The sequence below is a fragment of the Streptomyces sp. NPDC046261 genome (assembly GCF_040646235.1).
GTDB lineage: Bacteria > Actinomycetota > Actinomycetes > Streptomycetales > Streptomycetaceae > Streptomyces.
Map to the genome: position 1 here is coordinate 75,038 of NZ_JBEYZU010000008.1, position 24,770 is coordinate 99,807.

18 protein-coding genes and 1 pseudogene are annotated in these 24,770 nt (G+C 70.4%); 13 read left to right on the forward strand and 6 right to left on the reverse strand.

Features of this window, described 5'->3' with window-relative positions:
• The first annotated feature begins 73 nt into the window (after positions 1–73).
• Positions 74–715 carry a superoxide dismutase gene (locus ABZ956_RS16910; protein ID WP_361893440.1) on the forward strand — a complete coding sequence of 214 codons (642 nt, stop codon included), beginning with the start codon at positions 74–76 and terminating at the stop codon, positions 713–715.
• Between the two features lie 112 nt (positions 716–827).
• Here ABZ956_RS16910 and ABZ956_RS16915 read toward each other — a convergent pair whose 3' ends face one another.
• Both ABZ956_RS16915 and ABZ956_RS16920 read right to left on the reverse strand, forming a co-directional pair.
• A complete protein-coding gene (locus ABZ956_RS16915) occupies positions 828–1,454 on the reverse strand; it encodes a hypothetical protein (RefSeq protein ID WP_361893443.1) in 627 nt (208 codons plus the stop codon).
• A gap of 155 nt (positions 1,455–1,609) precedes the next feature.
• Positions 1,610–2,245: a DsbA family protein gene (locus ABZ956_RS16920; protein WP_361893446.1), complete on the reverse strand. Its 636-nt coding sequence runs from the start codon at positions 2,243–2,245 to the stop codon at positions 1,610–1,612.
• A gap of 104 nt (positions 2,246–2,349) precedes the next feature.
• On the opposite strand from ABZ956_RS16920, the gene pepN reads away from it, so the two are divergent.
• Both pepN and ABZ956_RS16930 read left to right on the forward strand, forming a co-directional pair.
• Entirely contained in the window at positions 2,350–4,953 is a 2,604-nt protein-coding gene (gene pepN, locus ABZ956_RS16925; protein WP_361893448.1) for an aminopeptidase N, read from the forward strand.
• Positions 4,954–5,138: 185 nt separating this feature from the next.
• Complete coding sequence (locus tag ABZ956_RS16930; RefSeq protein ID WP_361893451.1) at positions 5,139–6,185, forward strand: hypothetical protein; 1,047 nt, start codon at positions 5,139–5,141, stop codon at positions 6,183–6,185.
• Positions 6,186–6,212: 27 nt separating this feature from the next.
• On the opposite strand, the gene ABZ956_RS16935 is transcribed toward ABZ956_RS16930, so the two are convergent.
• On the reverse strand, positions 6,213–7,937 hold the full coding sequence (locus ABZ956_RS16935) for a TIGR03767 family metallophosphoesterase (protein WP_361893453.1): 1,725 nt from the start codon (positions 7,935–7,937) through the stop codon (positions 6,213–6,215).
• Positions 7,938–8,436: 499 nt separating this feature from the next.
• On the opposite strand from ABZ956_RS16935, the pseudogene ABZ956_RS16940 reads away from it, so the two are divergent.
• Together ABZ956_RS16940 and ABZ956_RS16945 are read left to right on the forward strand one after the other, a co-directional pair.
• Positions 8,437–11,124, forward strand: a pseudogene (locus tag ABZ956_RS16940) (S8 family serine peptidase); the annotation flags it as partial.
• Positions 11,125–11,266: 142 nt separating this feature from the next.
• Positions 11,267–12,295, forward strand: a complete 1,029-nt coding sequence (locus ABZ956_RS16945; RefSeq protein ID WP_361893456.1) for an aspartate-semialdehyde dehydrogenase — start codon at positions 11,267–11,269, stop codon at positions 12,293–12,295.
• Between the two features lie 72 nt (positions 12,296–12,367).
• Here ABZ956_RS16945 and ABZ956_RS16950 read toward each other — a convergent pair whose 3' ends face one another.
• Together ABZ956_RS16950 and ABZ956_RS16955 are read right to left on the reverse strand one after the other, a co-directional pair.
• Complete coding sequence (locus tag ABZ956_RS16950) at positions 12,368–13,819, reverse strand: amino acid permease (RefSeq protein ID WP_361893459.1); 1,452 nt, start codon at positions 13,817–13,819, stop codon at positions 12,368–12,370.
• 187 nt (positions 13,820–14,006) lie between these two features.
• Positions 14,007–15,404 (reverse strand): amino acid permease, encoded by a 1,398-nt coding sequence (locus ABZ956_RS16955; protein WP_361893462.1) that lies wholly within the window; start codon positions 15,402–15,404, stop codon positions 14,007–14,009.
• Between the two features lie 280 nt (positions 15,405–15,684).
• Between ABZ956_RS16955 and ABZ956_RS16960 the strand changes: the two genes are divergently transcribed.
• Positions 15,685–16,287 carry a biotin transporter BioY gene (locus ABZ956_RS16960; RefSeq protein ID WP_361893464.1) on the forward strand — a complete coding sequence of 201 codons (603 nt, stop codon included), beginning with the start codon at positions 15,685–15,687 and terminating at the stop codon, positions 16,285–16,287.
• Between the two features lie 78 nt (positions 16,288–16,365).
• On the opposite strand, the gene ABZ956_RS16965 is transcribed toward ABZ956_RS16960, so the two are convergent.
• Positions 16,366–17,796 (reverse strand): amino acid permease, encoded by a 1,431-nt coding sequence (locus tag ABZ956_RS16965; RefSeq protein WP_361893897.1) that lies wholly within the window; start codon positions 17,794–17,796, stop codon positions 16,366–16,368.
• Positions 17,797–17,985: 189 nt separating this feature from the next.
• Here ABZ956_RS16965 and ABZ956_RS16970 point away from each other — a divergent pair, with 189 nt between their 5' ends.
• The 7 genes from ABZ956_RS16970 to ABZ956_RS17000 all read left to right on the forward strand — a co-directional run bounded on the left by ABZ956_RS16970 (position 17,986) and on the right by ABZ956_RS17000 (position 24,757).
• A complete protein-coding gene (locus tag ABZ956_RS16970) occupies positions 17,986–18,474 on the forward strand; it encodes a ribose-5-phosphate isomerase (RefSeq protein WP_361893467.1) in 489 nt (162 codons plus the stop codon).
• Between the two features lie 122 nt (positions 18,475–18,596).
• Positions 18,597–19,409, forward strand: coding sequence for a DNA-formamidopyrimidine glycosylase family protein (locus ABZ956_RS16975; RefSeq protein ID WP_361893470.1), 813 nt, complete (start codon positions 18,597–18,599; stop codon positions 19,407–19,409).
• Positions 19,410–19,789: 380 nt separating this feature from the next.
• Complete coding sequence (locus ABZ956_RS16980) at positions 19,790–20,929, forward strand: PP2C family protein-serine/threonine phosphatase (RefSeq protein WP_361893473.1); 1,140 nt, start codon at positions 19,790–19,792, stop codon at positions 20,927–20,929.
• A gap of 168 nt (positions 20,930–21,097) precedes the next feature.
• A complete protein-coding gene (locus ABZ956_RS16985; protein WP_361893476.1) occupies positions 21,098–21,430 on the forward strand; it encodes a hypothetical protein in 333 nt (110 codons plus the stop codon).
• A 20-nt stretch (positions 21,431–21,450) separates the two neighbouring features.
• On the forward strand, positions 21,451–21,765 hold the full coding sequence (locus tag ABZ956_RS16990; RefSeq protein ID WP_361893478.1) for a pore-forming ESAT-6 family protein: 315 nt from the start codon (positions 21,451–21,453) through the stop codon (positions 21,763–21,765).
• Positions 21,766–21,812: 47 nt separating this feature from the next.
• Positions 21,813–22,196 carry a DUF6507 family protein gene (locus tag ABZ956_RS16995; RefSeq protein ID WP_361893481.1) on the forward strand — a complete coding sequence of 128 codons (384 nt, stop codon included), beginning with the start codon at positions 21,813–21,815 and terminating at the stop codon, positions 22,194–22,196.
• Positions 22,193–24,757 carry a hypothetical protein gene (locus ABZ956_RS17000; protein ID WP_361893484.1) on the forward strand — a complete coding sequence of 855 codons (2,565 nt, stop codon included), beginning with the start codon at positions 22,193–22,195 and terminating at the stop codon, positions 24,755–24,757. Before ABZ956_RS16995 ends, ABZ956_RS17000 begins: the two co-directional genes overlap by 4 nt.
• Positions 24,758–24,770: the final 13 nt, after the last annotated feature.

The following is a 24,770-nucleotide window of genomic DNA, read 5'->3' on the forward strand; positions in this document are numbered from 1 at the left end:
ACCGCTTTTCAGATGCACGTGCTGGTAGCGTTTACCTGCAAGTTAATTGCAATAAGCAGTCGGAGGGCTCGGCATGGCCATCTACACACTTCCCGAACTTCCGTACGATTACGCGGCTCTGCAGCCCGTCATCGACGCGAAGATCATCGAGCTGCACCACGACAAGCACCACGCGGCGTACGTCAAGGGCGCGAACGACACGCTCGAGCAGCTCGCCGAGGCGCGGGACAAGGACCAGTGGGGGGCCATCAACGGCCTCGAGAAGAACCTGGCCTTCCACCTCTCCGGCCACATCCTGCACAGCATCTACTGGCAGAACATGACCGGTGACGGCGGCGGCGAGCCCCTCGACAAGGACGGCGTGGGCGAGCTCGCGGACGCCATCGCCGAGTCCTTCGGCTCCTTCGCCAAGTTCAAGGCGCAGCTGACCAAGGCGTCCGCCACCACGCAGGGCTCCGGCTGGGGCGTGCTCGCCTACGAGCCGATCAGCGGCCGCCTGATCGTCGAGCAGGTCTACGACCACCAGGGCAACGTGGGCCAGGGCTCCGTGCCGATCCTGGTCTTCGACGCCTGGGAGCACGCCTTCTACCTGCAGTACAAGAACCAGAAGGTCGACTTCATCGACGCCATGTGGGCCGTCGTCAACTGGCAGGACGTCAGCGCGCGCTACCTCGCCGCCAAGGAAAAGGGCAGCTCCATCATCCTGGCGCCCTGATCCGCCCCTGACAGCCTGCTCGTGATCGTCTTCTCACCCTTCACGCGGCGGGCGAACGGAGAGGCCCCCGCGCGTTCGGATCGCGCGGGGGCCTCTCCTTGCATCATCCCGGTCAGGCGTGGCCGAACGCCTCGCCCTTGACCGTGAACTCCCTCGCCAGCCCCGTCTCGTGCAGCCGGGCGAACGGAGTGAACGGCACCCCCAGCTCCGACCCGCCCCGGTCGAAGTTCCACGCCTTCTGCACGGCGAAGCGGTAGTCCACCGCCGCCCCGCCCTCCGCGTCCACCCGGACGGTGCCCGTCAGGCGGAACTCCGCGCAGCGCAGGGCAAGCCACCAGTCGGTGCTGACCCGGCGGGTGATCAGCACATCGCGCCAGCCGCTGTCGGCCGGGTACGCGGCGGGACCGCGCGGACCGGCGCGCCAGCGCTCCAGGGCCTCGGCCCGCCACCGCTCCAGTTGCTCGGCGGCGGCCGAGCGCACGGCCGGCAGGGCGAGCAGCTCCTCGGCGTCCACCCGGTACGGGGAACCCGTGCCGCGCAGGTAATGACGGAGCATGCCCGCCGCCCGCCGCAGCCCCAGCAGTGCCCACACGCCCCGCAGCGCATGGCACAGCGCCAGCGTCAGCAGGTCGTACGGGCGTACCGGCAGCTCCGCGTGGGCCGCGTTGCCGCACGGCGGCTCGGCCTCGGCCCAGCCGCCGTCACGGCCGAGCGGCCGGGAGAGGTCGGTCTGGCCCATACCGGGACATTAATGGACCCCGCCCCCGCCCGCAGGTCGACACCGCCGGGCGAGCCACGACCACTCAGTCGAAGACCGGCCCCTGCGTACGCGTCCGCTTGCTGCAGTCTCCCGGGGGACGACCCCCGGACCCCCAGCCGTCCCGGACCGCCCCGTCAGTCGAAGACCGGCCCCTGCGTACGCGTCCTCTTGATCTCGTAGAAGCCGGGCGTGCCGGCCACCAGCAGCGTGCCGTCCCACAGGCGGGCCGCCGCCTCGCCCTTGGGGGCGGGGGTGACCACCGGGCCGAAGAAGGCGACCTCGGTGCCCTGCGGGCCGGGCACGGAGATGATCGGGGTGCCGACCTCCTCACCCACCTTGTCGATGCCCTCCTTGTGCGAGGTGCGCAGCTCGTGGTCGTGGGCGTCGGTGTCCGCAGCGTCCGCGAGACGGGCCGGCAGTCCCGCCTCCTCCAGCGCGGCCAGGATCGTGTCCCGGTCGCGCGGCAGGCCCTCGTTGTGGAAGCGCCTGCCGATCGCGGTGTAGAGGCGGCCCAGCACCTCGTCGCCGAACTCCTTCGCGGCCGCGACGCACACCCGCACCGGGCCCCAGGCCTCGGTGCGCAGGTACTCCCGGTACTCCTCGGGCACCTGGTCGAGCTTGTCCTCGTTGAGCACGGCGAGGCTCATGACGTGCCAGCGCACGTCCACGGGACGGACCTTCTCCACCTCCAGCATCCAGCGTGAGGTGAGCCAGGCCCAGGGGCAGGCGGGGTCGAACCAGAAGTCGGCGGTCACTCTCTGCGCGGTCACGCGAATCTCCTCTGACGAGCTGGACAGTCAGTGATTCAACAAGCACCCCCCGTGCCATGATTCCTGGTATTCGAAACACGAGACGAACACGAGGGAGCCGCGTCGTGCCCGGTGAGAACCTGACCCGTGAGGAGGCCCGGGAGCGGGCCCACCTGCTGTCCGTGGACTCCTACGACGTGGCCCTCGACCTGCGCTCCGCCGTGGGAGCGGGCCCCGAGCCGCGTACGTTCCGGTCGGTGACCACCGTGCGTTTCCGCTGCGCCGAGCCCGGCGCCGCCACCTTCGCGGACCTCGTCGCGCCCGCTGTGACGTCCGTCACTCTCAACGGCCGCGAGCTGGACGCGAAGACCGTCTTCGACGGCGCCCGGATCGCCCTGGAGGACCTCGCCGCCGAGAATGTCCTGACCGTGGACGCCCAGTGCGCGTACAGCCGCACCGGCGAGGGCATGCACCGCTTCGCCGACCCCGAGGACGGCGAGGTCTACCTCTACACCCAGTACGAGCCCGCCGACGCGCGCCGCGTCTTCGCCAACTTCGAGCAGCCCGACCTCAAGGCCCCCTTCACCTTCTCGGTCACCGCGCCCGCGTCCTGGACCGTGCTCAGCAACGGCGAACAGGACGGCGAGAGCGTGCCGGTGGCCTCCGACGCCGCCTCCGCCACCTGGCGGTTCGTGACGACCCGGCCCATCTCCACCTACATCACCGCCGTCGTCGCCGGCCCGTACCACGTCGTCCGCGACCATTACCGCCGCACCTTCGACGACGGCACCGTGCTGGAGATCCCGCTGGGCGCGCTGTGCCGCAAGGGCCTGGCCCGCCACTTCGACCCCGACGACATCTTCACCGTCACCAAGCAGGGCCTGGACTTCTTCCACGACCACTTCGACTACCCGTACCCCTTCGGGAAGTACGACCAGGCGTTCGTGCCGGAGTACAACATCGGCGCCATGGAGAACCCCGGCTGTGTGACCTTCCGGGAGGAGTTCGTCTTCCGCGGCAAGGTGACGCGGGCGGCGTACGAGCGCCGGGCGAACGTCATCCTGCACGAGATGGCGCACATGTGGTTCGGCGACCTGGTGACCATGGAGTGGTGGGACGACCTGTGGCTCAAGGAGTCCTTCGCGGACTTCATGGGCGCCTTCTCGCTGGCCGAGGCGACCCGGTTCACGGGCGCCTGGGTCACCTTCGCCAACAACCGCAAGTCCTGGGCCTACCGCGCCGACCAGCTGCCCTCCACGCACCCCGTCACGGCCGACATCCACGACCTGGAGGACGCCAAGCTCAACTTCGACGGCATCACCTACGCCAAGGGCGCCTCCGTCCTCAAGCAACTCGTCGCCTACGTCGGCCGCGACGCCTTCCTCGAGGGCGCCCGCCGCTACTTCAAGCGCCACGCCTACGGCAACACCCGCCTGGGCGACCTGCTGTCGGTGCTGGAGGAGACGTCGGGCCGGGACATGGCCGCCTGGTCACGGTCCTGGCTGCAGACGGCCGGGGTCAACTCGCTGACGCCGCTGGCCACCTACGACGCCTCCGACCGCGTCACCGAGCTCGCCATCCTGCAGGAGGCGCCCGAGACCCACCCCGAGCTGCGCCCGCACCGCGTGGCCGTGGGCCTGTACCGCCGGCAGGAGGCGGGCGGCGCGCTCGAGCGCTACGCCCGCGCGGAGGTCGACGTCACCGGCCCCCGCACGGTGGTCGCGGAACTGGCCGGGGCCGAGCGGCCCGAGCTGATCCTCGTCAACGACGAGGACCTCACCTACTGCAAGATCCGCTTCGACGAGGCCTCGCTGGACACCCTCCGCCAGCACCTGGGCGACCTCACCGACCCGCTCGCCCGCGCCCTGTGCTGGTCCGCCCTGTGGAACCTCACCCGCGACGGGCTGATGCCCACCCGCGACTACCTGGACCTGGTGCAGCGCTTCGCCGGCGCCGAGAGCGACATCGGCGTCCTCCAGATGGTGCAGACCTGGGCCACGGGCGCGCTCGTGCACTACGCCGCCCCCGCCTGGCGCGAGGAGGGCGGTCGGCAGCTCGCCCAGAGCGCCCTGCGCGAGCTGCGGCTGGCCGAGCCCGGCAGCGGCCACCAGCTGGCGTGGGCACGGTTCTTCGCCCAGCTCGCCGCCTCCGAAGGGGACCTGCAGCTGCTGTCCGGGCTCCTCGACGGCGCCGGGAAGATCGACGGGCTGGAGGTGGACCAGGAGCTGCGCTGGACCTTCCTGGGGACGCTCGCCGCCCGGGGTGCCGCCGACGAGTCGGCGCTGGCCGCCGAGCTCGCCCGGGACAACACCGCCTCCGGCAAGCGGCACCAGGTCCGCTGCCTGGCCGCCCGCCCGTCCGCCGAGGTCAAGGCCGACGCCTGGGCCGCGGTCGTCGACTCCGACACGCTCTCCAACGCCCTGGCCGAGGCCACCATCGCGGGCTTCGACCAGCCGTCCCAGCGGGAGCTGCTGGCGCCCTTCGCGCCGCGCTACTTCGAGGTGATCGAGCGCGTGTGGCGGGAGCGGTCCATCGAGATCGCCATGGCGGTCGTCCGCGGCCTGTTCCCCATGCTGCAGGGCGACCGGCCGACGCTGGAGGCCACCGACGCCTGGCTGGCCGCGCACCAGGACGCCGCCCCGGCGCTGCGCCGGCTGGTCCTGGAGGCCCGCGACGACCTGGCGCGGGGCCTGCGCGCCCAGGCATGCGACGCGGCCGCGGGGAGCTGAGGGAAGCTGCGGCGAGCCGAGGGGACTTGAGACGAGCTGAGGGGACTTGAGGGCAGCCGACTCAAGTCCGGGACACGGTTTCAGTACGTTTCAATTCCCCAGGTTTCAAAACGGCGTTGTCCTGAATTGTCGACGGACCCGTAACAGCGGTTAGGGGGCGGGCGGGGAGTGGGAATGGCGGGGGCATGAACCCCAACACCCCCCTCTCCCCACGCCCCCTGTACCACCTCTCCGATGTGCGTCACCGGGTCATGACGGCGCGTCAGTTGAGGGAGCACGGCGTCACAGGGGCCGACGTCACCGAGCGCTGCCGTCCCGGCGGGCCCTGGCGGCGACTGCTGCCCGGGGTCTTCCTCCTCCACACCGGCCCCGCCACCAGTGAGGAGCGGCTGCACGCCGCCCTCATGTACACCCTCCCGCGGGCCCAGGTGCCCCGGCAGCCCGGCCCCGCCTCCGTACGGGACGCGGAGCCGGCCCCGTACGGCCAGGCGATGATCACCGGCCCGGCCGCGCTCGCCCTGCACCGCTTCACCTGCGTCCCCTCGCTGCTCTCGCTCGACCACATCGACGTCCTGCTGCCGCGCACCCGCCGCCTGCGCTCGAACGGGTTCGTACGGCTGGTACGGGCGCACACCGTGCCGCGCCCGCAGCTGCTGACCGGGGTGCCGGTCGCCCCGGTCGCCCGTGCGGTCGCCGACACCGTGGCGCAGCTGACCGACGCGCAGATGGTGCGGGGGCTGCTGAGCGAGGCCGTGCGCGGCGGACACGCCGAGGCGACGGCGGTCGTCCGCGAGCTGACGCGGGCCCGGCTGCTGAGCCGGCCGCACGTCGTGGACGCCGTGGAGGCGCTGCTGGCGGAGGGCCGGTCCGTGGCCGAGGGCAGGCTGTACGACATGGTGCGCGAGCACGCGCTGCCCGCGCCGCTGTGGAACGTCGACCTGCGGCTGCCCGGCGGCCCGTACCTCGGGGGAGTGGACGCCTTCTGGCCCGACCACGCGGTGGCCCTGGAGATCGACGCGCGGGCGCCCCGCCCCGAGGAGGACGCCCTGTGGTCCGAATACGCCCGCAAGCGCGAGCACTTGGAGCGGCTGGGCATCACGGTCGTGCGCGTCACGCCCAAGCGGCTGCGGGACGCCGAGGGCCTGGAGCAGCAGGCCGCGGTCGTCCGGACCGCCCTGGTGGCGTCGGCCGACCGCGAGCCCTGCGCGTACGTCGTCGTCCTGCCGAGGTGAGCGGCGCGGGGGCCGCCGGCCAAGCCGTCAGCGCCGGCTGAGCAGCAGCTCGGTGTTGCGGTCGGTCGGCGCCCCCGCGAGCGAGGTGTCCGAGCCCGGCGTGTTGAACGCCAGCTCCCGGTAGAGGGAGGCGAGCCCGGTCTGGGAGAGGTCGTGGAAGTCGGTCTTGTAGGGAGCGGCCGATTCGATGAGCGTGGTGAACAGGGAGATCGTGCCGTCGTGGTTGTCCGTGATCTCGATGATCCGGGCGAGCTGCGGGTAGTCGACGTGCGAGGCGGTGGCGATCTCCCAGAAGCTGCCACGGGGGCGGATGCGGTTGCGGTGGCTGTGGCCGTTGATCCAGGCCAGAACGTTGTTGTGGCGCTGGAGGAGGGCGATCAGCTCGTCGCCGCCGTGCCGCTTCTCCCCCGGGTGGGCGGGGTCGGGCGTCATGTTGTTCATGCTCCAGCTGGGGTGGTGGCTGAAGACCAGGGCGTACTGGTCCTTGTGCTCCTTCAGCGTCCGCTCCAGCCAGTCGAGTTGGGAGGTGCCCAGGGAGCCCTGGTAGTGGCCGCCGGGGTCGGTGGAGTCGATGCTGATGCCGATGACCTTCTCGGACACCTTGAAGGTGTAGTAGAGGGTGCCCGCGTCGAGGTTGGCGCGGGTGTAGCCGTGGCCGACGGGCCCGCGACCGGTGTGCTGGGGGTCGAGGTGCGCGGCCACGTACTGGCGCGCGGTCAGTGGCACCCGGCGTGGGTCGGGGGTGACCGTGCGCATGTCCTTCTTGTGCGACTTGAGCATGGCCTCTATGCGCTTGCCCTTGGGGTCGGCGCCGCCGACCTCGCCCTGCATCAGCCATTTGGCCTCGGCGGCCGGGATGTACTGCAGCTTGCGGTTGCCGACGCAGACCTCGGCGATGAAGGAGCCCACCGCCGGGTAGCAGCCGCCGGAGAGCAGGTCGTGGTTGCCGAAGGTGGAGTACCAGGGGATGTTCAGGCCGGGGCTGGTGACCCGCCGGCAGGCGGCGTCGAGGTAGCCGTCGATCCGGGGGTAGCCGACCTCCTTGTCCCGGTCGCGCAGGGCGCTCTCGGGGTGCCAGTACTGCTTGAGGCCGCTGTTCTGCACGCCCTCGTAGTGGCGCGGGTCGCCGGTGTTGGGAGTCATCCGGCCGCCGCTGAGGGCGGTGAGGAACCACTCCACCTCGATCTTCGCGTTCTCGTCGCCGTTGTCGCCGGTGGTGATGACGAAGCCGAACGGGGCACCGGTGGCCGGCCCCCGGCGCACCTTGTTGACCCGCTCGACCAGCGAGACCACGCCCGGCAGGGTCAGCGCCTCGTGCGGCCGCCAGCCCCCCACGTCACCGACGCGGAAGAACTCGTACCGCAGCGGATGCTGTACGTCCGTCAGATGCAGGTCGGTGAACTGCACGAAGGAGGCCAGCGTCGTCCGCCGGTCCTCGCGCCCGTTCTGCGCCTGGGCCAGCTCGGCGCGTACGACCCTGGGCCAGCCGGGGCCGTCGCCGAGCCGCCGGTAGCCGCCGCTGCCGCGCGGCGCGGCGACGGAGGCGAGGGTGGTGCCGGCGTCCGTCGGGGCCCCGGCGGGGGTGCCCGCGGCGGCGGCCGGGGCGGGGGTGGGGTCGCCGGGGGTGGCCGAGGCCGGCCCGTCCGTGCCCAGGGCGAGGCCCAGCCCGGTGGCCGTGGTCACGGCGCCCGCGGCGGCCAGGAACGTACGGCGGTCGAAGTGCGAGGCTGCGGTTCTACGGGATGGATGCATGGCGGTCTCCCCGAGTGCGAACGCGAAGGCTGGCGGTCTTGCGGGCGGGCGGCGCTTGCGGTCAGTGAGGAGCGTTGGCAGCGCGAGTGACCTGGGCGTGAACCAGGCCGCAACGGTGGCCGCCGATCCCCTCACATGGATCTTGGCTACTGCGAACTGACATACACCACTCGTCCCCTGGAGAGCTGACGCTCACTCAGCGTTCACCCTCGAGGGGAACCCTCTCGCCGGTCACGGGCCAGTCCTTTAGTCCGTTTGTCCTACAAGCGCTGAGCTGCGCTGATCCCTGACCGCTTCATGACCTCCGTCCCGCTTCATCCCGCGTGGCGTAGTGGCGGGTTTACGCCATCCTTATGTTCCTGCCCGGGCAACTCTCCCCAAACCCCCGCCACTTCCATAAAAGTGATCGCTCATCCGGGTGCGAGGGCCGGACGCCGTGTCGTCGTGCCTCCGGCCGTCCCCTTCGTTGTCCGTCCATCACTTCCAGCCAGGGATGCTCATGACCCCCACCCCCGATGTCCCGACCGCGCCGGCCGGCGCCGCGAGACGCGCGGCCCGAATAGCCGTCGCGGCCTCCGTCGTGGCCGCGCTCACCGCGGCGGGCGCCGCCCCCGCCCTCGCGGCGGACCCGACGCCGGCCCCCGGCCCGGTGAAGTCCGCCCCGGACAAGCTCGGTTCGCAGGACGCCGACCTGCTGGCGAAGGCCAAGGCGGACGGCGACCGGACCGTCACCATGATGATCGCCACGCAGCCCGGCCGGACCGGCGAGGTCGCGGGCAAGCTGGACGCGATCACGGGCGCCTCGGTGGGTCAGGCGTACGACAAGCTCGGGTACGTCCGGGTCACCGTCCCGACGGGCAAGGCCGACGCCGCGATCGACGAGGCGAAGAAGCTCGACGAGGTCCACGGCATCGACCTCAAGCAGGAGATCAAGCTCCCGGACCCCACGCCGCGCGGTGACTCCGGGAACGCCGCGCAGGGCGCGCCGCAGCTCGCCAAGGGCCGCGCGTACCCGGCCCCCGGCAAGAACACCCCGGCGAAGAACCCCTACCAGCCGGCCTTCGAGACCGGCGCCGTCGAGTTCACCGAGGACCACCCGAAGGCCGACGGCCGCGGCGTGACCATCGGCGTCCTGGACTCCGGCGTCGACCTCGCGCACCCGGCGCTGCAGAAGACCACCACGGGCGAGCGCAAGATCGTCGACTGGGTGACCGCCACCGACCCGCTCATCGACCAGGACGGCACCTGGCTGCCGATGACGTCCGACGTCACGGGCCCGGCCTTCTCCTTCGAGGGCCGCACCTACACCGCGGCCGCCCCCGGCCCGTACCAGGTCGCCCTCTTCCGCGAGAGCGAGACCACCGGCGGCGACATGAAGGGCGACCTCAACCGGGACGGCGACACCACCGACTCCTGGGCCGTCCTCTACGACAAGGCCAAGGGCACCGTCCGGGTCGACCTCGACGACGACGGCGACTTCGGCAACGACGCGGACATGAAGCCGTACAAGGACGGCTTCCAGGTCGGCTACTTCGGCAAGGACAACCCGGACACCCCGATCGCCGAGCGCATCCCCTTCGTGGTGCAGATCCGCAAGGACGTGCCGATGGACCCCAAGGGCGGCGACTGGACCGGCAAGAAGGCCGACTTCGTCAACATCGGCGTCATCGAGTCCGAGCACGGCACGCACGTCGCGGGCATCACCGCGGCCAACGGCCTGTTCGGCGGCAGGATGAACGGCGCCGCCCCCGGCGCGAAGATCGTCTCCTCCCGCGCCTGCACCTGGACCGGCGGCTGCACCAACGTGGCGCTGACCGAGGGCATGATCGACCTCGTGGTGAACCGCGGCGTCGACATCGTCAACATGTCGATCGGCGGCCTGCCGGCGCTCAACGACGGCAACAACGCCCGCGCCGAGCTCTACACCCGCCTCATCGACACCTACGGCGTCCAGCTCGTGATCTCCGCGGGCAACAGCGGCCCGGGCCTGAACACCATCGGCGACCCGGCCCTGGCCGACAAGGTCATCAGCGTCGGCGCTTCTGTCTCCAAGGAGACCTGGGCCGCCAACTACGGCTCCGACGTCACGACGAAGTACGCGATGATGCCCTTCTCCTCCCGCGGCCCGCGCGAGGACGGCGGCTTCACCCCGACGATCACCGCCCCCGGCGCGTCGGTCAACACCACGCCGACCTGGGAGCCGGGCGCGCCCGTCAAGGAGGCGGGCTACGAGCTGCCGCCGGGCTACGGCATGCTGCAGGGCACCTCGATGGCCTCCCCGCAGGCCACGGGCGCGATGGCGCTGCTGATCTCGGCCGCCAAGCAGAAGCACATGAAGCTCGCCCCGGCCGACCTGCGCACGGCGCTGACCAGCACCGCCAGGAAGATCAAGGGCTTCCAGGCGTACGAGCAGGGCTCCGGCCTGATCGACATCGTCGAGGCATGGGAGGCCCTGCGCGACGGCGCCACCGCCCACGAGTACGCGGTCAAGGCCCCCGTGGCGACCGCGCTCTCCCACCGGCTCAAGACCCCCGGCTTCGGCACGGGCCTCTACGACCGCGAGGGCGGCCTGAAGGCCGGCGAGACGAAGACCTACGACGTCACCATCACCCGCACCACCGGCCCGGACAAGCCCGTGTGGCACGAGCTGGAATGGCGCAACAACGACGGCACCTTCAAGCTCGTCGGTGACGACGAGGTCAGGCTGCCGCTGAACAAGCCCGTGACCGTCAAGGTCAAGGCCAAGGCGAAGACCGCCGGCATCCACAGCGCGATCCTGGCCGTCGACGACGAGGACACCGAGGGCATCGACAAGCAGATCATGACGACCGTGATCGTCGCCGAGCCGCTGGCCGCCCCGTCGTACGAGCTCAAGAAGTCCGCCACGGCGACGCGCAACGCGACCACGTCGTACTTCGTGACCGTGCCCAAGGGCACCAAGTCGCTGGACGTCGCGATGAGCGGCCTGGCCGAGGGCAGCCAGACCCGGTTCATCGCCATCAGCCCCTACGGCGTCCCGGCCGACAAGACCTCCACGGTCAACTGCTACCCGAACTACCCCAACCCGGACAACACCTGCCGTCCGGACCAGCGTTCCTACGCGAACCCGGTGCCCGGCGTGTGGGAGATCGAGGTCGAGTCCCGCCGCACGTCCCCGCTGCTCAGCAACCCCTACGGGCTGACGGTCACGGCGAAGCCGTAATCCCCGACGGGACGGGCGGGGCCACCCGGCCTCGTCCGTCCTTCGGACAATCGATTGGACTTTTGGGCCCCGCAGGACCCCATGATGGGTGCTGTTCAGCCACGCAGCACGTGAGTAGGGAGCACCCGTGAGGATCGGAATCGTCGGAGCCACCGGTCAGGTCGGCGGAGTCATGCGCAAGATCCTCGCCGAGCGGGGCTTCCCGGTCACCGAGCTGCGCCTGTTCGCCTCCGCGCGTTCCGCCGGGTCCACGCTCTCCTGGCAGGGGCAGGACATCACCATCGAGGACGCCGCCACCGCCGACTACTCCGGCCTGGACATCGTGCTCTTCTCGGCCGGCGGCGCCACGTCCAAGGCCCTGGCCGAGAAGGTCGCCGCGCAGGGCGCCGTCGTGATCGACAACTCCTCCGCCTGGCGCCGTGACCCCGAGGTCCCGCTGGTCGTCTCCGAGGTCAACCCGCACGCGATCGCGAACCGCCCCAAGGGCATCATCGCCAACCCGAACTGCACGACCATGGCCGCCATGCCGGTCCTGAAGCCGCTGCACGCCGAGGCGGGCCTGACCGCCCTCGTCGCCACCACCTACCAGGCCGTCTCCGGCTCGGGTCTGGCCGGCGTCGCGGAGCTCTCGGGCCAGCTGCGCGCGGCCGGCGAGCAGGCCGCGGAGCTGACCCACGACGGCGAGGCCGTGGAGTTCCCCGCGCCCGGCGTCTACAAGCGCCCGATCGCCTTCAACGTGCTGCCGCTGGCCGGCGCGCTCGTCGACGACGGCAGCTTCGAGACCGACGAGGAGCAGAAGCTCCGCAACGAGTCCCGCAAGATCCTGGAGATCCCCGGGCTCAAGGTCTCCGGCACCTGTGTGCGCGTGCCGGTCTTCTCCGGGCACTCCCTGCAGGTCAATGCCCGCTTCGAGCGTCCGGTCAGCGTCGAGCGCGCCTACGAGCTGCTGAAGGACGCGCCGGGCGTCGAGCTGTCCGAGATCCCGACCCCGCTGCAGGCGGCCGGCAAGGACGCCTCCTACGTGGGCCGCGTCCGCGTCGACGAGACCGTCGAGAACGGCCTGGCGCTGTTCATCTCCAACGACAACCTCCGCAAGGGCGCGGCGCTCAACGCCGTCCAGATCGCCGAGCTGGTCGCGGACGAGCTGCGCGGCTGACGCCCGCCCTCCCCGGACGTACGACGAGGGGCCGGACACCGCCATGGTGTCCGGCCCCTCGCGCGTGTGCCGTCAGCCCTGGTGGGCCTTGCCCGCCACCACGCGCTGGCGCAGGTAGCCGGCCAGCGCCAGGGCGCCGGTGAGGCCGGCCGTGAAGTACACCTGGACGCGGGTGGCGTCGTCGCGCAGCATCAGCGCCATCACGCCGACGACGGCGGCCAGCGCCACCCACGTCAGCACGGGGAACAGCCACATTCGCACCACGAGCCGCTCCGGCGCCTCGCGCTCCAGCTGCCGGCGCATGCGCAGCTGGGTGACGGCGATGAAGCCCCACACCACCAGGATGGCGGCGCCGGTCATGTAGAGGAGCCACTTGAAGACGGTGGTCGGCCACCAGTAGCTGAGCAGCACCGCGAAGAAGCCGAAGGCGGAGGAGGCCAGGACGGTCATCCGGGGCACGCCGCCCGTGACCTTGCCGAGGAAGCGGGGGCCCTCGCCGCGCATGACCAGGGAGTGCGACATCCGGGAGGCGCCGTAGATGTTCGCGTTCATCGCGGACAGCAGGGCGATCAGCACGATGACGTTCATGATCTGCCCGGCGGCGGGAATGTCGAGGTACTTCAGCACCGCGACGTAGGGGCCGTCGGTGGTGAGCGACTTGTCGTTCCACGGGATCACGGTGACGACGACGAGCATCGAGCCGACGTAGAACAGCGCGATGCGCCACATCGCCGTGCGGACCGCCTTGGCGACGCCCTTGACGGGCTGCTCGGACTCGGCGGCGGCGATGGTGACCGTCTCCAGGCCGCCGTAGGCGAAGACGGAGGCCAGCAGGCCGACGACGAGACCGTCGGTGCCGTTGGGCAGGAACCCGCCGTTGCCGGTGAGGTTGTCCGCGCCCGGGGCGTCGGTGCCCGGCAGCAGGCCGAGGATGGCCAGGACGCCCAGCGCCAGGAAGACGCCGATCGCGGCGACCTTCAGGGTGGCGAACCAGAACTCGAACTCGCCGAAGTTGCCGACCGCCGCGAGGTTCGTCCCGCAGAAGACGGCCATGAAGATCAGGACCCACATCCAGGACGGTGTGGAGGGGAACCACGCGACCATGATGTGCGCCGCGCCGATCGCCTCCACGGCGATGCCCACGCACAGCTGCACCCAGAACATCCAGCCCGCGGTGAAGCCCGCCCAGGGGCCGATCGCCTTCTCCGCGTGCACGGAGAAGGTGCCCGAGGAGGGGTTGGCGGCCGCCATCTCGCCCAGCATGCGCATCACGAGCATGACGAGCAGCCCGGAGACCACATAGGCCAGCACGATCGCCGGGCCGGCGGTGGCGATGCCGGCGCCGGAGCCGACGAAGAGGCCGGCGCCGATGACCCCGCCGAGCGCGATCATCGACAGATGGCGCTGCTTGAGGCCGTTCGAGAGCGCGCCGTGCGGCAGGGTGTCCGCGCCGCCCGGTGTGCCGTCCGGTGCCGCGCCGGTGACCTCGCGCTCGGAAGCGGAGGTCGTAGGTGTCCCAGTCATGGTCGTAAGTCCCCGTGAGGTAAGAGCTCGAGAAGCCGAGGCCGGGAAGCCGTCTCGGAAAGTTGCCTCAGTGTGGGGGTCATGTTCGCTCAGAACAACACCTGTGACGCAGCTGTCCGATATTCAGACTTCGATGTAACCGCGGGTACCTGAAATATCGTCAGAACCGAGGCTTTTTCCGGGTGAACTATCGGGTCCGGCGCAGTCGCAGCTCGCGCAGCCCCGCCACGGCCAGCACCGCGCCGGTGGCCGCGGCCGACCACAGCAGCTGCGGCCGGGCCGCGTCGTCGGTCAGCATCAGGACCAGAATGCCCGCCATGCCGGCCAGCGCCGCCCAGGTCAGATAGGGGAAGCACCACATGCGCAGGCTCAGCCGCTCGGGCACCTCCCGCTCGATGCGCGGCCGCAGCCGCAGCTGCGAGGCGGCGATGAGGCCCCAGACGAAGAGGAGTACCGCGCCCACGGCGTTCAGCAGATAGTGGAAGATCGAATCCGGCCACTTGAGGTTGAGTATGACCGAGGCGAAGCCGAACGCGACCGATGCCAGCACCGCACGCCGCGGCACCCCGCCACCCGAGACCTTCAGCAGCGCACGCGGCGCCTCACCGCGCTCGGCCAGCGAGAAGACCATCCGGGACGAGCCGTAGAGGTTGGCGTTCAGCGCCGACAGCAGCGCCACGAAGACCACGATGTTCATGATCTGGCCGGCCGCCGGCACCCCCACGTGGTCCAGGACGGCCACGTACGGGCTCTGTCCCGGCTTCATCGACGACCAGGGGAGCAGGGTGACGATGACGAGCATCGAGCCCACGTAGAAGAAGAGGATGCGCCACACGGCGCTGCGCACCGCCCGGCCCACCGCGCGCGCCGGGTCGTCGGACTCGGCGGCGGCGATCGTGACGACCTCCAGCCCGCCGAAGGCGAAGACGACGGCGAGCACACCGGAGACCACACCGCCCCAGCCGTTGGGCAGGAACCCGCCCTGACCGGTGAGGTTCGTCATCCCGACCGCGTCGGTGTCCGGCAGCAGCCCGAAGATCGCCAGCAGGCTCAGTCCGAGGAAGAGCACGATCGCGCCGACCTTCAGCGCGGCGAACCAGAACTCGAACTCGCCGAAGTTCTTCACCGCCGCGAGGTTCGCGGTCGTGAAGACCAGCATGAAGATCAGCACCCAGCCCCACTGCGGCACCGAGGGCGCCCAGCCGTGTGCGATCTGCGCGGCGCCCGTCGCCTCCACGGCGAGCACGACCACGAGCAGGAACCAGTACAGCCAGCCCACCGAGAAGCCGGCCCAGCGGCCCAGGGCGCGCTCGGCGTGCACCGAGAAGGCGCCGGACGCCGGCATGGCCGCGGACAGCTCGCCGAGCATCCGCATCACCAGCATCGCGAGGGCGCCCGCGATCAGGTACGAGACGATGATTCCGGGGCCGGCCACCGCGATTCCGGCGCCCGAACCGACGAACAGGCCGGCGCCGATCACGCCGCCCAGGCCCAGCATCGTCAGATGCCGCTGCTTGAGCCCCGCGGCCAGCGGTTCCCTCTCTGCGCCGGCAAGAGGCTCGGCGGCAGGCTGTGCGTCGTGCATGGGGATCGTTCTCTCGGTCAGTGCGCCTGACGCGAGGAACACGCAGGAGCGGGGGGTGGTGTCCAGATTCCCCCGGCCGGGCGGCCGGAGCCAAGCGGACCGGGGTCTGTCGTGACGAGCATCACGTTTCCACGAGCAATTGCCGCCAACGGCTACGCACGCGCTCGGAACCCGCCAAGAGCGGCCCGCCGCGTTTGTCGCTGCCGTCCGGTGCCCACCGGGTGACGCTCGGCTAACGTCAGCGTGTCCTTACCCATCCTTTCCTTCCCGCGGAGTACCGATGGCCACCGCAGCTGCCCCAGCCACCCGGACCGGTACGGTCCTCGCCGACCTGCTTCCCGCCTCGACCGCGGGCCGCGCCCGCGTCCGCGACGCGGCCCTGATCCTCGGCGGCGCCGCGCTGACCGGCATCACCGCGCAGATAGCCGTCCCCGTTCCCGGCTCCCCGGTCCCGGTCAGCGGCCAGACCTTCGCGGCCCTGCTCGTCGGCACCGCCCTCGGCGCCCGCCGCGGCTTCCTCTCGCTCGCGCTGTACGCCGTGGCCGGCATGGCGGGCATGCCGTGGTTCGCCGAGGCCAAGTCCGGCGCCGCGTTCCCGTCCTTCGGCTACGTCCTCGGCATGCTGCTCGCCGCGACCGTCGTCGGCGCCCTGGCCCGCCGCGGCGCCGACCGCTCCGTGCTGCGCACCGCGGGCACCATGGCGCTGGGCTCCGCGATCATCTACGCGGTGGGCGTGCCCTACCTGGCCCTGGCCGCGCACATGCCGCTGAGCGACGCGGTCGCCGCCGGCCTGACGCCCTTCCTCATCGGTGACGCCCTCAAGGCCGCGCTGGCGATGGGCGCGCTGCCCACGGCCTGGAAGCTGCTGGGCCGCCGCGGCTGAGCCGCCACCGCTGTACCTACGGGCCGGGCCCGCACCCAGATCCTGGGTGCGGGCCCGGCCCGTGGACGTGGTGCGTGCCTACTCGGCGGCGGCCTTGGCGGCCGCCTTGCGGCGCTTGTCCAGGACCAGACCGATCGTCAGGACGATCACGGCGACCAGGACGGAGGCCGACACCGTCTGACGGTTGTCACCGCCGGCGTAGATCATGTAGCCGAGCACAAAGGTGATCATGCCGATGGTGGCCCAGGTCAGATACGGGAAGAGCCACATCTTCACGACGAGCTTCTCCGGCATCTCGCGCAGGATGATGCCGCGCATCTTCAGCTGGGTGAAGCAGATGACGAGCCAGACGAACAGGGCCACGGCACCGGAGGCGTTCAGCAGGAACTTGAAGACGGTGTCCGGCCACACGTAGTTGAAGATCACCGACAGGAAGCCGAAGACGACCGAGCCGAGGATCGCGGCCTTGGGCACGCCCCGCTTGTTGACGACGGCGAACGCCTTCGGCGCGTCGCCGCGCTGGCCGAGGGAGAAGGCCATGCGGGAGGCGGTGTACAGGCCCGAGTTCAGGCAGGACAGGACGGCCGTCAGCACGATGACGTTCATGATCTGGCCGGCGTGCGGGATGCCGATCGAGTCGAGGGCGGCGACGTAGCTGCCCTTGTCGACGATCTCCTTGGAGTCCCACGGGAGCAGGGAGACCACGACGAAGATCGAGCCGAGGTAGAAGACCGCGATGCGCCAGATGACGGAGTTGGTGGCCTGGCGGACCGCGCGCTGCGGGTCCTCGGACTCACCGGCGGCGAGCGTGACGATCTCGCTGCCCATGAAGGAGAAGACGACCATCAGCACACCGGTGAGGATGGCGCCGGCCCCGTTGGGCAGGAAGCCGCCGTGCGAGGTGAGGTTGTCCAGCCCCGCGCCCGGGTTGTCCGAGCCGGGCAGCAGCCCGAACACCGCGAGCCCGCCGATCACGACGAACGCGGCGATGGCCACGACCTTGATGCCCGCGAACCAGAACTCGAACTCGCCGTACGAGCTGACCGAGGCCAGGTTGGTCGCCGTGAGCACGATCATGACGATCAGCGCCCAGGCCCACTGCGGGACGGCCGGTATCCAGCCGTTGAGGATCGCGGCACCCGCGGTCGCCTCGACCGCCAGCACCACGACCCAGAAGAACCAGTACAGCCAGCCGATGGTGAAGCCGGCCCAGCGGCCCAGGCCCTGGTCGGCGTAGGCGGAGAACGACCCGGAGGTCGGCTTGGCCGCGGCCATCTCGCCCAGCATCCGCATCACGAAGACGACCATCGCGCCGACGAGTGCGTAGGAAAGGAGAATGCCGGGGCCTGCGGCGGCGATGCCGGAACCGGAACCCACGAAGAGGCCCGCGCCGATCACACCACCAATGGCGATCATGGACAGGTGTCGGTTCTTGAGTCCGGCCTTGAGGCCGTCCCCGTCCGCGACCGGGGCGCTGCCGGGGTCGCCGGTCGTCGACGCCTTCGTCATGGTCGGCGGTGTCGCGCTCATGTGCACGTTCCTTCGGGTTGTTCCTTTGGTTCTCGGGTTACGAGCCACCGCATTAGAACTTTTCGAAGGTGACTTTAGGAAGACCTGAATCCATTTCGTTGTGTTCACTCAGCGTTACCCCGGGCCTCCTGGCCGGTCCGCGGCCCCGGACATGCCACACTCGGACGCATGCGCGTGTACCTCGGCTCCGACCATGCCGGCTACGAACTGAAGAACCACCTCGTCGAGTGGCTCAAGGCCCACGGCCATGAGCCCGTCGACTGCGGTCCCCACATCTACGACGCCCAGGACGACTACCCGCCGTTCTGCCTCCGCGCCGCGGAGAGGACCGCCGCGGACGCCGACAGCCTCGGCATCGTCATCGGCGGCTCGGGCAACGGCGAGCAGATCGCCGCGAACAAGGTCAAGGGCGTACGGGCCGCGCTGGCCTGGAGCGAGCAGACCGCAGCCCTCGGCCGCGAGCACAACAACGCGAACGTCATCAGCATCGGCGGCCGCATGCACACGCAGGAAGAGGCGACGAAGTTCGTCGAGATCTTCCTGGCGACGCCGTACTCCGGTGAGGAGCGCCACACGCGCCGCATCGAGATGCTGAGCCGCTACGAGACCACGGGCGAGCTCCCCGAGATCCCGGCCCACCACCCGCAGCAGGGCTGACGCCTTTCTTTCTGTTTCTCTCTGCCTTTCTCTCTGTCCCCGAGCGCCGGGCGGCCGCACCGCGGCCCGTCCGGCGCTCGGGGTCCGGGGTCCCGTAGGAAGCGACACCGCAGGAGACCGCCGTGCCCGAAGGGCATACGATCCACCGCCTGGCGGCGGACCACCGCGAGGCCTTCGCGGGCCGCCCCGTCCGCGCGAGCAGCCCCCAGGGCAAGTTCGCGGACAGCGCGGCACTGATAGACGCCCAGGTCCTGGAGACGGCCGAAGCCCACGGCAAGCACCTCTTCCTCGGCTTCGCCGGGCCCGGCTGGGTCCACATCCACCTCGGCCTCTTCGGCAAGTACACCTGGGGCACGGGCACGAGCGCCCCGCCCCCCACCGAGACGGTGCGCCTGCGCCTGGCGAACCCGGACGCCTGGGCGGACCTGCGCGGGCCCACCACCTGCGCCCTGATCACCGACGCCGAGAAGCAGGCGATACACGACCGCCTCGGCCCGGACCCCCTGCGCGGGGGCGACGACCCGGGCAAGGCGTGGCAGCGGATCTCCCGCAGCCGGACCACCATCGCCGCGCTCCTCATGGACCAGAAGATCGTGGCCGGCGTCGGCAACGTCTACCGGGCCGAGGTCCTCTTCCGGCACGGCATCGACCCGTACCGCGCGGGACGGGATCTGAGCCGGGCCGAGTGGGACGCGATCTGGGCGGACCTGGTGGACCTCATGCGCGAGGGCGTCCGCAACAACCGCATCGACACCGTGCGCCCCGAGCACACCCCCGAGGCCATGGGCCGTCCGCCGCGCGTGGACGACCACGGCGGCGAGGTGTACGTCTACCGTCGCACCGGGCAGCCCTGTCACATCTGCGGCGGCGGCATCCGCACCGCCGGGCTGGCCGCCCGCAACCTCTTCTGGTGCGCCGACTGCCAGCCGGCCTAGGACGAGCGGCGCGGCACCCGGCGCGCGCACCCTGCCTCACTCGTGGCGCGTGCGGCGCGCGCGGCCCCGGGCGCCGACGAGCGTGACCGCACGCCATCTGTTGCGTATGAGCTTGCTGTGGCCTCTGGCGTGAACAGGCGCGCCCGAGTCGCATCGATGCACGCATAGATGCACGTTGGGCCCCACGGGCGGTCTCCGTCCGCCACCTGCGGGAGGCACATCTCCACCGCCATTCCCATGCCCGGCGGTGCATACCCGTGCAGGCGAACGAATTTCGCATATGGTTGCTCTCCGGGTGTCCGCCCGGCGCCCGCGTGGCAGCCGTGTCGGCGCGGCGTGAATCGACGCACCGCCGAATGGGTGGATAAGGTCCCGATGCAATGACTGGCGCTGCGGAGACCCCGACGGCCCGGATGCGCAAAGCACTGCACCGGGCCCGCACGAGCATGCGCAAGGCCGGTGTCGACTATTTCCGGGGCGACGGCTCCGACTGGCTCGCGCTCACCGCGCTGTTGCTGTCCGTACCCGCCCTCGCGTGGGGCACCGTCGCCCAGCCGGAGTGGTGCGCGCCCGCCGCGCTCGTCCTGCCCATCGTCGCGGGCGGGTTGCTGCTGCGGCCCGCCAGCCTCCTGGGACTGTACTCCGCCGCGGCCGCCGCCCTCATCGTGGAGTCGGCGGTCCTCGACGACCCCACCCACCACGGCACCGACCGGGTCAGCCCCGGCACCATCCTCGTCGTCGCGGCCGTCGGCTTCTTCGGGCTGCTCATCGCGCAGTTCCGCAGCCGCGTCGGGGTGCCCTGGCGGCGCGGCGGAACGATGCTCTTCGACCTGCGCGAACGCATCCGGGTGCAGAGCAAGCTGCCCAAACTGCCGCGTGGCTGGCACCGCGAGATGGCCCTGCGCCCGGCCGGCGGCCAGTCCTTCTCCGGCGACTTCGTCGTCGCCGCCCGCACCAACGGCGGCCGCACGCTGGAGGTCGTCCTCACCGACGTCTCCGGCAAGGGCATGGACGCCGCCTCCAGAGCCCTGCTGCTGTCCGGCGCCTTCGGCGGCCTCCTCGGCTCCCTCCCGCCCCACGACTTCCTGCCCGCCGCCAACGGCTACCTCCTGCGCCAGGACTGGGACGAGGGCTTCGCGACCTCCGTCCACCTCGTCCTCGACCTGGACACGGGCGACTACGAGCTCCTCTCCGCCGGCCACCTGCCGGGCCTGCAACTCAGCGCCGGCACCGGCCGCTGGGAGGAGAAGGCCGCCGACGGCCCGCTCCTCGGCGTCTACGACGGCGCCCGCTTCGACCCCGTCAAGGGCACCCTGCGCCCCGGCGACGTCCTCATGCTCTTCACCGACGGCCTGGTCGAGACGAACGAGCGTGAACTGACCGAGGGCATGGACCGCCTCACCGGCGAGGCCGACCGTTATGTCACCTCCGGCTTCCACGGTGCGGCCTGGCACCTGATCGAGGCCGTGGCCAAGGACGTCAACGACGACCGGGCCCTGCTGCTCATCTGCCGGGACTGAGGGCCGGCCCTGTCAGTGGGTCCTGGCACAGTGTCACTCCCGTGGGACGACTGACACTGTCGTGTAACAGAGTGCCCGTCAGCCCCGGAAGCGCTTTGTGATCACGTTGATGATGTTGATAGACATGTTCGAGTCAAGTAACGCTTGAGACATGACGGGGGTGAGCTCGTGAAGTTCGACATGGGACAGACGACGCTGTCCGGGCTGGTGTCGAAGACCACTGGTTCCAGTGACGATCTGGGCGGTCTGATCCGTCAGCTGATCGCGGCCGCGCAGCCGCTCGAGGGCAAGTTCAACGGTGCCGGCAAGGCGGCCTTCGACCAGTTCAAGTTGCACTCGGACGAGGTGACGGCGGCGCTGAACGGCTCGCTGCGGTCGATCCTCGGCGGTCAGTCCGGCATGGACTCCTCGTTCGGCCAGGGTGACCAGGAGTCGGCGGACAACGCGAAGCAGCAGATGGCGGCGGCGAACTTCGACGCGGCACGATTCTCGGGCCGCTAGGAATACGGGGGTAGTTGAACATGGCTGGTGCAGGTGCGGACCGTCGCAGCTACGACACGGGTGCCTCGACCGAGGTCCAGGGCTCGCTGCAGGGCATCATCTCGCGACTCGAGGCGGTACTGACGGAGCGTGACGGCGCGGTGAAGGCGGCGATGGCCGACTTCCAGGCCGACGGCGTCTCGGATCAGTACCACGGCGTGGAAATGCGCTGGAACAAGGCGGCCACCGAGGTACGGCAGATCATCACGCTGCTGCGCTCCACGATGGAGAAGAACGACGGCACGGCGCAGTCCACGCTCGCCAAGGCGAAGGCTGCCGTCGACGCCATCGGCTGACGCCGGGTCGCGTGGGAAGAAACGTTTCTTAAAACGGGGGATCCATCGTGTCCAAGTGGGACATCCAACCGGGTGCCGTACATGGGGTGCTCAACAAGACGGCCGAGGCCGGGAGCAAGTTCGAGGAAGAGTTCAAGGCTTACACCGAGGGCCTCATGCACTCGGCCACCCACGCGGGCACGATGATCCTGGGCGGGACGGCACAGCCCGAGGGCGGTTCCTTCGGTCCCGTGGCCCAGGCCCTCCAGGAGTTCCAGAAGGCGACGGAGAACGACCTGAAGTTCCTGCCCGTCCGGACGGGCAAGTCCCTCACGGGCGCGCGCCTGGCCACCCAGGAGTACATCAAGGGCGACCTGGAGATGGCGAAGAACAAGCAGGAGCAGTACGCGAAGGCGCCCACGCCCGAGGAGATGAAGGGGCCCAAGAAGTGATCGAGCCGGGCAAGATACCGACCTTCACGGGCAACCTGCCTCAGCTGGAGACGGACGCGTCAGGTCTGAAGAAGACCGCCGGCAGCATCCGTGGCACGGGCAAGGCGGTCCACGACGCCTTCCAGGGGCTGTCGACGTGCTACGAGGCCCCTGAGAGCGGGCCTCTCCTCGAGTCGACGACAGCGGTGCGGGACAAGGCCGACGCCTTCGCGAAGAAGCTGGAGTCGGTCGGCGGCGCGCTGCAGGGCTTCGCGACGGCGGCGGAGCCGCTGGTCAAGAAGATGAACCAGCTGCGCAAGGACGCGGAGGCGTTCGTCAGGGAGAACAAGGACGACGACGACTGGCAGCAGGACCAGAAGAAGGTCGACGAGAACGAGCGCATCGTCCGCGAGGTCGGCACGACGTGGGTGGCGTTCCAGGGCGTCGAGCGCGACGCGGCGAACAAGATCACCGCGCTGGTGGGCGGCACGCACTTCGTGGTCGACGACGGCTCCCACAAGGCCGGCATGTACGGCTTCAGGGAAAGCGACGTCAAGGACGCCACGGAGACGCCCTGGGGCACGGTCGACGAGCGCGAGTACACCGGTCTGCGGGCCGCGTGGGAGTGGACGAAGGACAACGTCGGCGGCGCGCTGAAGGGCTTCTTCGTCGACGGCCTCTGGGGCACCCTCAAGGGCCTCGGCAGCATGATCAACATCTTCGACTGGGACAACTTCAAGAAGACCTGGTCGGGCATCGGTGACGTCTTCGGTGGCGTCAGCGCGTACATCGCCACGCCGTACGAGTGGGCGATGGACAAGATGTTCGGCCCGACCGATCACAGTGACACCGACCGCCAGAAGGCGGCGCTGCGCAACTTCGGCAAGTCGCTGGTCGCCTGGGACGAGTGGGGCAAGAACCCCTCGCGCGCGTTCGGCACCGTGCTCTTCAACGGCCTGACCCTGGGCTCGGGCTCGCTCCTCAAGCTCGGCAAGGCCGGAAAGGTGGGCGCGGGCGCGGAGGCCCTGACCGCGCTGGGCAAGGCGGGCGCGTTCGTCGACCCGGCGAGCTACCTGGGCAAGGCGGCGGGCGTCACGAAGCTGAAGGTCGGCGAGCTGTTCGACAGCTTCAAGAACAGCCGCGCGGGCCTGGACGACCTGTCCCGCAACCTTCCGCCCACGAAGCCGGGCGACATGGCCTTCGACCCGAGCGGCAACCTCAAGTACGTCGACCAGGACGGCAAGGCCGGGACCCTGACGAACGACGGCAAGGTCCTGGACCACAACGGCGACCCCGTCAAGACCCCGCACCGCGAGCAGGGCAAGGCCGACCTGGACTCCCCGGTGACGGTGCCGGACAAGCAGAAGGCCGGCGCGACGGTGGGCGGCGGCGGTTCGCACACGCCGAGCGGTGGCAGCGGTGGCAGCGGTGGCGGCCACGGCGAGACGCCGGGCACGGGTGCCGGCGCCGGCGACAACGGTGGCAAGGGTTCCGGCTCCGGCGCTGGTGACGATGCCGGTAAGGGCTCCGGCGCCGGCGACAACGGCGGCAAGGGCTCCGGCACCGGTGACAACGGTGGCAAGGGCTCCGGCACGGGTGACGATGCCGGTAAGGGCTCCGGCACTGGTGACAACGGTGGCAAGGGCTCCGGCACCGGTGACGACGCCGGTAAGGGCTCCGGCACCGGTGACGACGCCGGTAAGGGCTCCGGCACTGGCGACAACGGTGGCAAGGGCTCCGGCACCGGTGACAACGGTGGCAAGGGCTCCGGCACTGGCGACGATGCCGGTAAGGGCTCCGGCACTGGCGACAACGGTGGTAAGGGCTCCGGTACCGGCGACGACGCCAGCAAGGGCTCCGGCACTGGCGACGATGCCGGTAAGGGCCCCGGCGACGACGCCGGCAAGGGGTCCGGCGATGACGCCGGGTCCGGTGACGGCGGGGGCACCGGCGGGGACTCCGGGGCCGGTGACGGTTCCGGTGGGGATCACACGCCGCCCGGCACGTACAAGCCCGGACCCGACGGTGAGGTCCCGAACCTCAAGCGTCATGACGCGGACTTCTCGGACACCCACAACAGCAAGGGGCAGCGCAAGAGCTACCTCAACGCCGACGGCGACCTCGTACCGGCCAACCCGCACGGTGACGCGACGATCGTCGACCACATCGTGGGGCGGGAGCCGAAGAAGTCGGAGAGTCCTTACACCTCGACCAGTGAGGACGGCGCCAACGCCAAGGACTACGGCGGCCAGAAGATCCAGATCGATCTGCCCAGGCTCGTGGACGACATAGCCAAGGGCAAGGTCAAGGGCGTGGAAGTCTACTCGCCGAAGGAGGTCGAGGCGGCGATCCAGCAGGCCGCCGACAAGGTCGCCGGTAAGCACGTGGACATCAGCGTCCCGCCGAACACCTCGTACGCCGATATCGACGCGAAGGCCGCCCAGATCGCCAAGGATCTCGGCCTGGGCAAGGCCAAGACGAAGAGCCTCGCGCAGCGCATGAAGGACATGATGCACACGCGCCGGGACTCGGAGTGGCTCATCAAGGGCGTCGTGCCGCGTGACTACATCAGCGGACCGTGACGACGACCGACGG

What these genes read in the sequence shown, in the direction of transcription:
- ABZ956_RS16910 (WP_361893440.1), top strand. Translation starts at nt 74, where the DNA reads ATGGCCATCTACACACTTCCCGAACTTCCGTACGATTACGCGGCTCTG.
- ABZ956_RS16915 (WP_361893443.1), bottom strand. Translation starts at nt 1,454, where the DNA reads ATGGGCCAGACCGACCTCTCCCGGCCGCTCGGCCGTGACGGCGGCTGG.
- ABZ956_RS16930 (WP_361893451.1), top strand. Translation starts at nt 5,139, where the DNA reads ATGAACCCCAACACCCCCCTCTCCCCACGCCCCCTGTACCACCTCTCC.
- ABZ956_RS16935 (WP_361893453.1), bottom strand. Translation starts at nt 7,937, where the DNA reads ATGCATCCATCCCGTAGAACCGCAGCCTCGCACTTCGACCGCCGTACG.
- ABZ956_RS16950 (WP_361893459.1), bottom strand. Translation starts at nt 13,819, where the DNA reads ATGACTGGGACACCTACGACCTCCGCTTCCGAGCGCGAGGTCACCGGC.
- ABZ956_RS16955 (WP_361893462.1), bottom strand. Translation starts at nt 15,404, where the DNA reads ATGCACGACGCACAGCCTGCCGCCGAGCCTCTTGCCGGCGCAGAGAGG.
- ABZ956_RS16960 (WP_361893464.1), top strand. Translation starts at nt 15,685, where the DNA reads ATGGCCACCGCAGCTGCCCCAGCCACCCGGACCGGTACGGTCCTCGCC.
- ABZ956_RS16965 (WP_361893897.1), bottom strand. Translation starts at nt 17,796, where the DNA reads ATGACGAAGGCGTCGACGACCGGCGACCCCGGCAGCGCCCCGGTCGCG.
- ABZ956_RS16970 (WP_361893467.1), top strand. Translation starts at nt 17,986, where the DNA reads ATGCGCGTGTACCTCGGCTCCGACCATGCCGGCTACGAACTGAAGAAC.
- ABZ956_RS16980 (WP_361893473.1), top strand. Translation starts at nt 19,790, where the DNA reads ATGACTGGCGCTGCGGAGACCCCGACGGCCCGGATGCGCAAAGCACTG.
- ABZ956_RS16990 (WP_361893478.1), top strand. Translation starts at nt 21,451, where the DNA reads ATGGCTGGTGCAGGTGCGGACCGTCGCAGCTACGACACGGGTGCCTCG.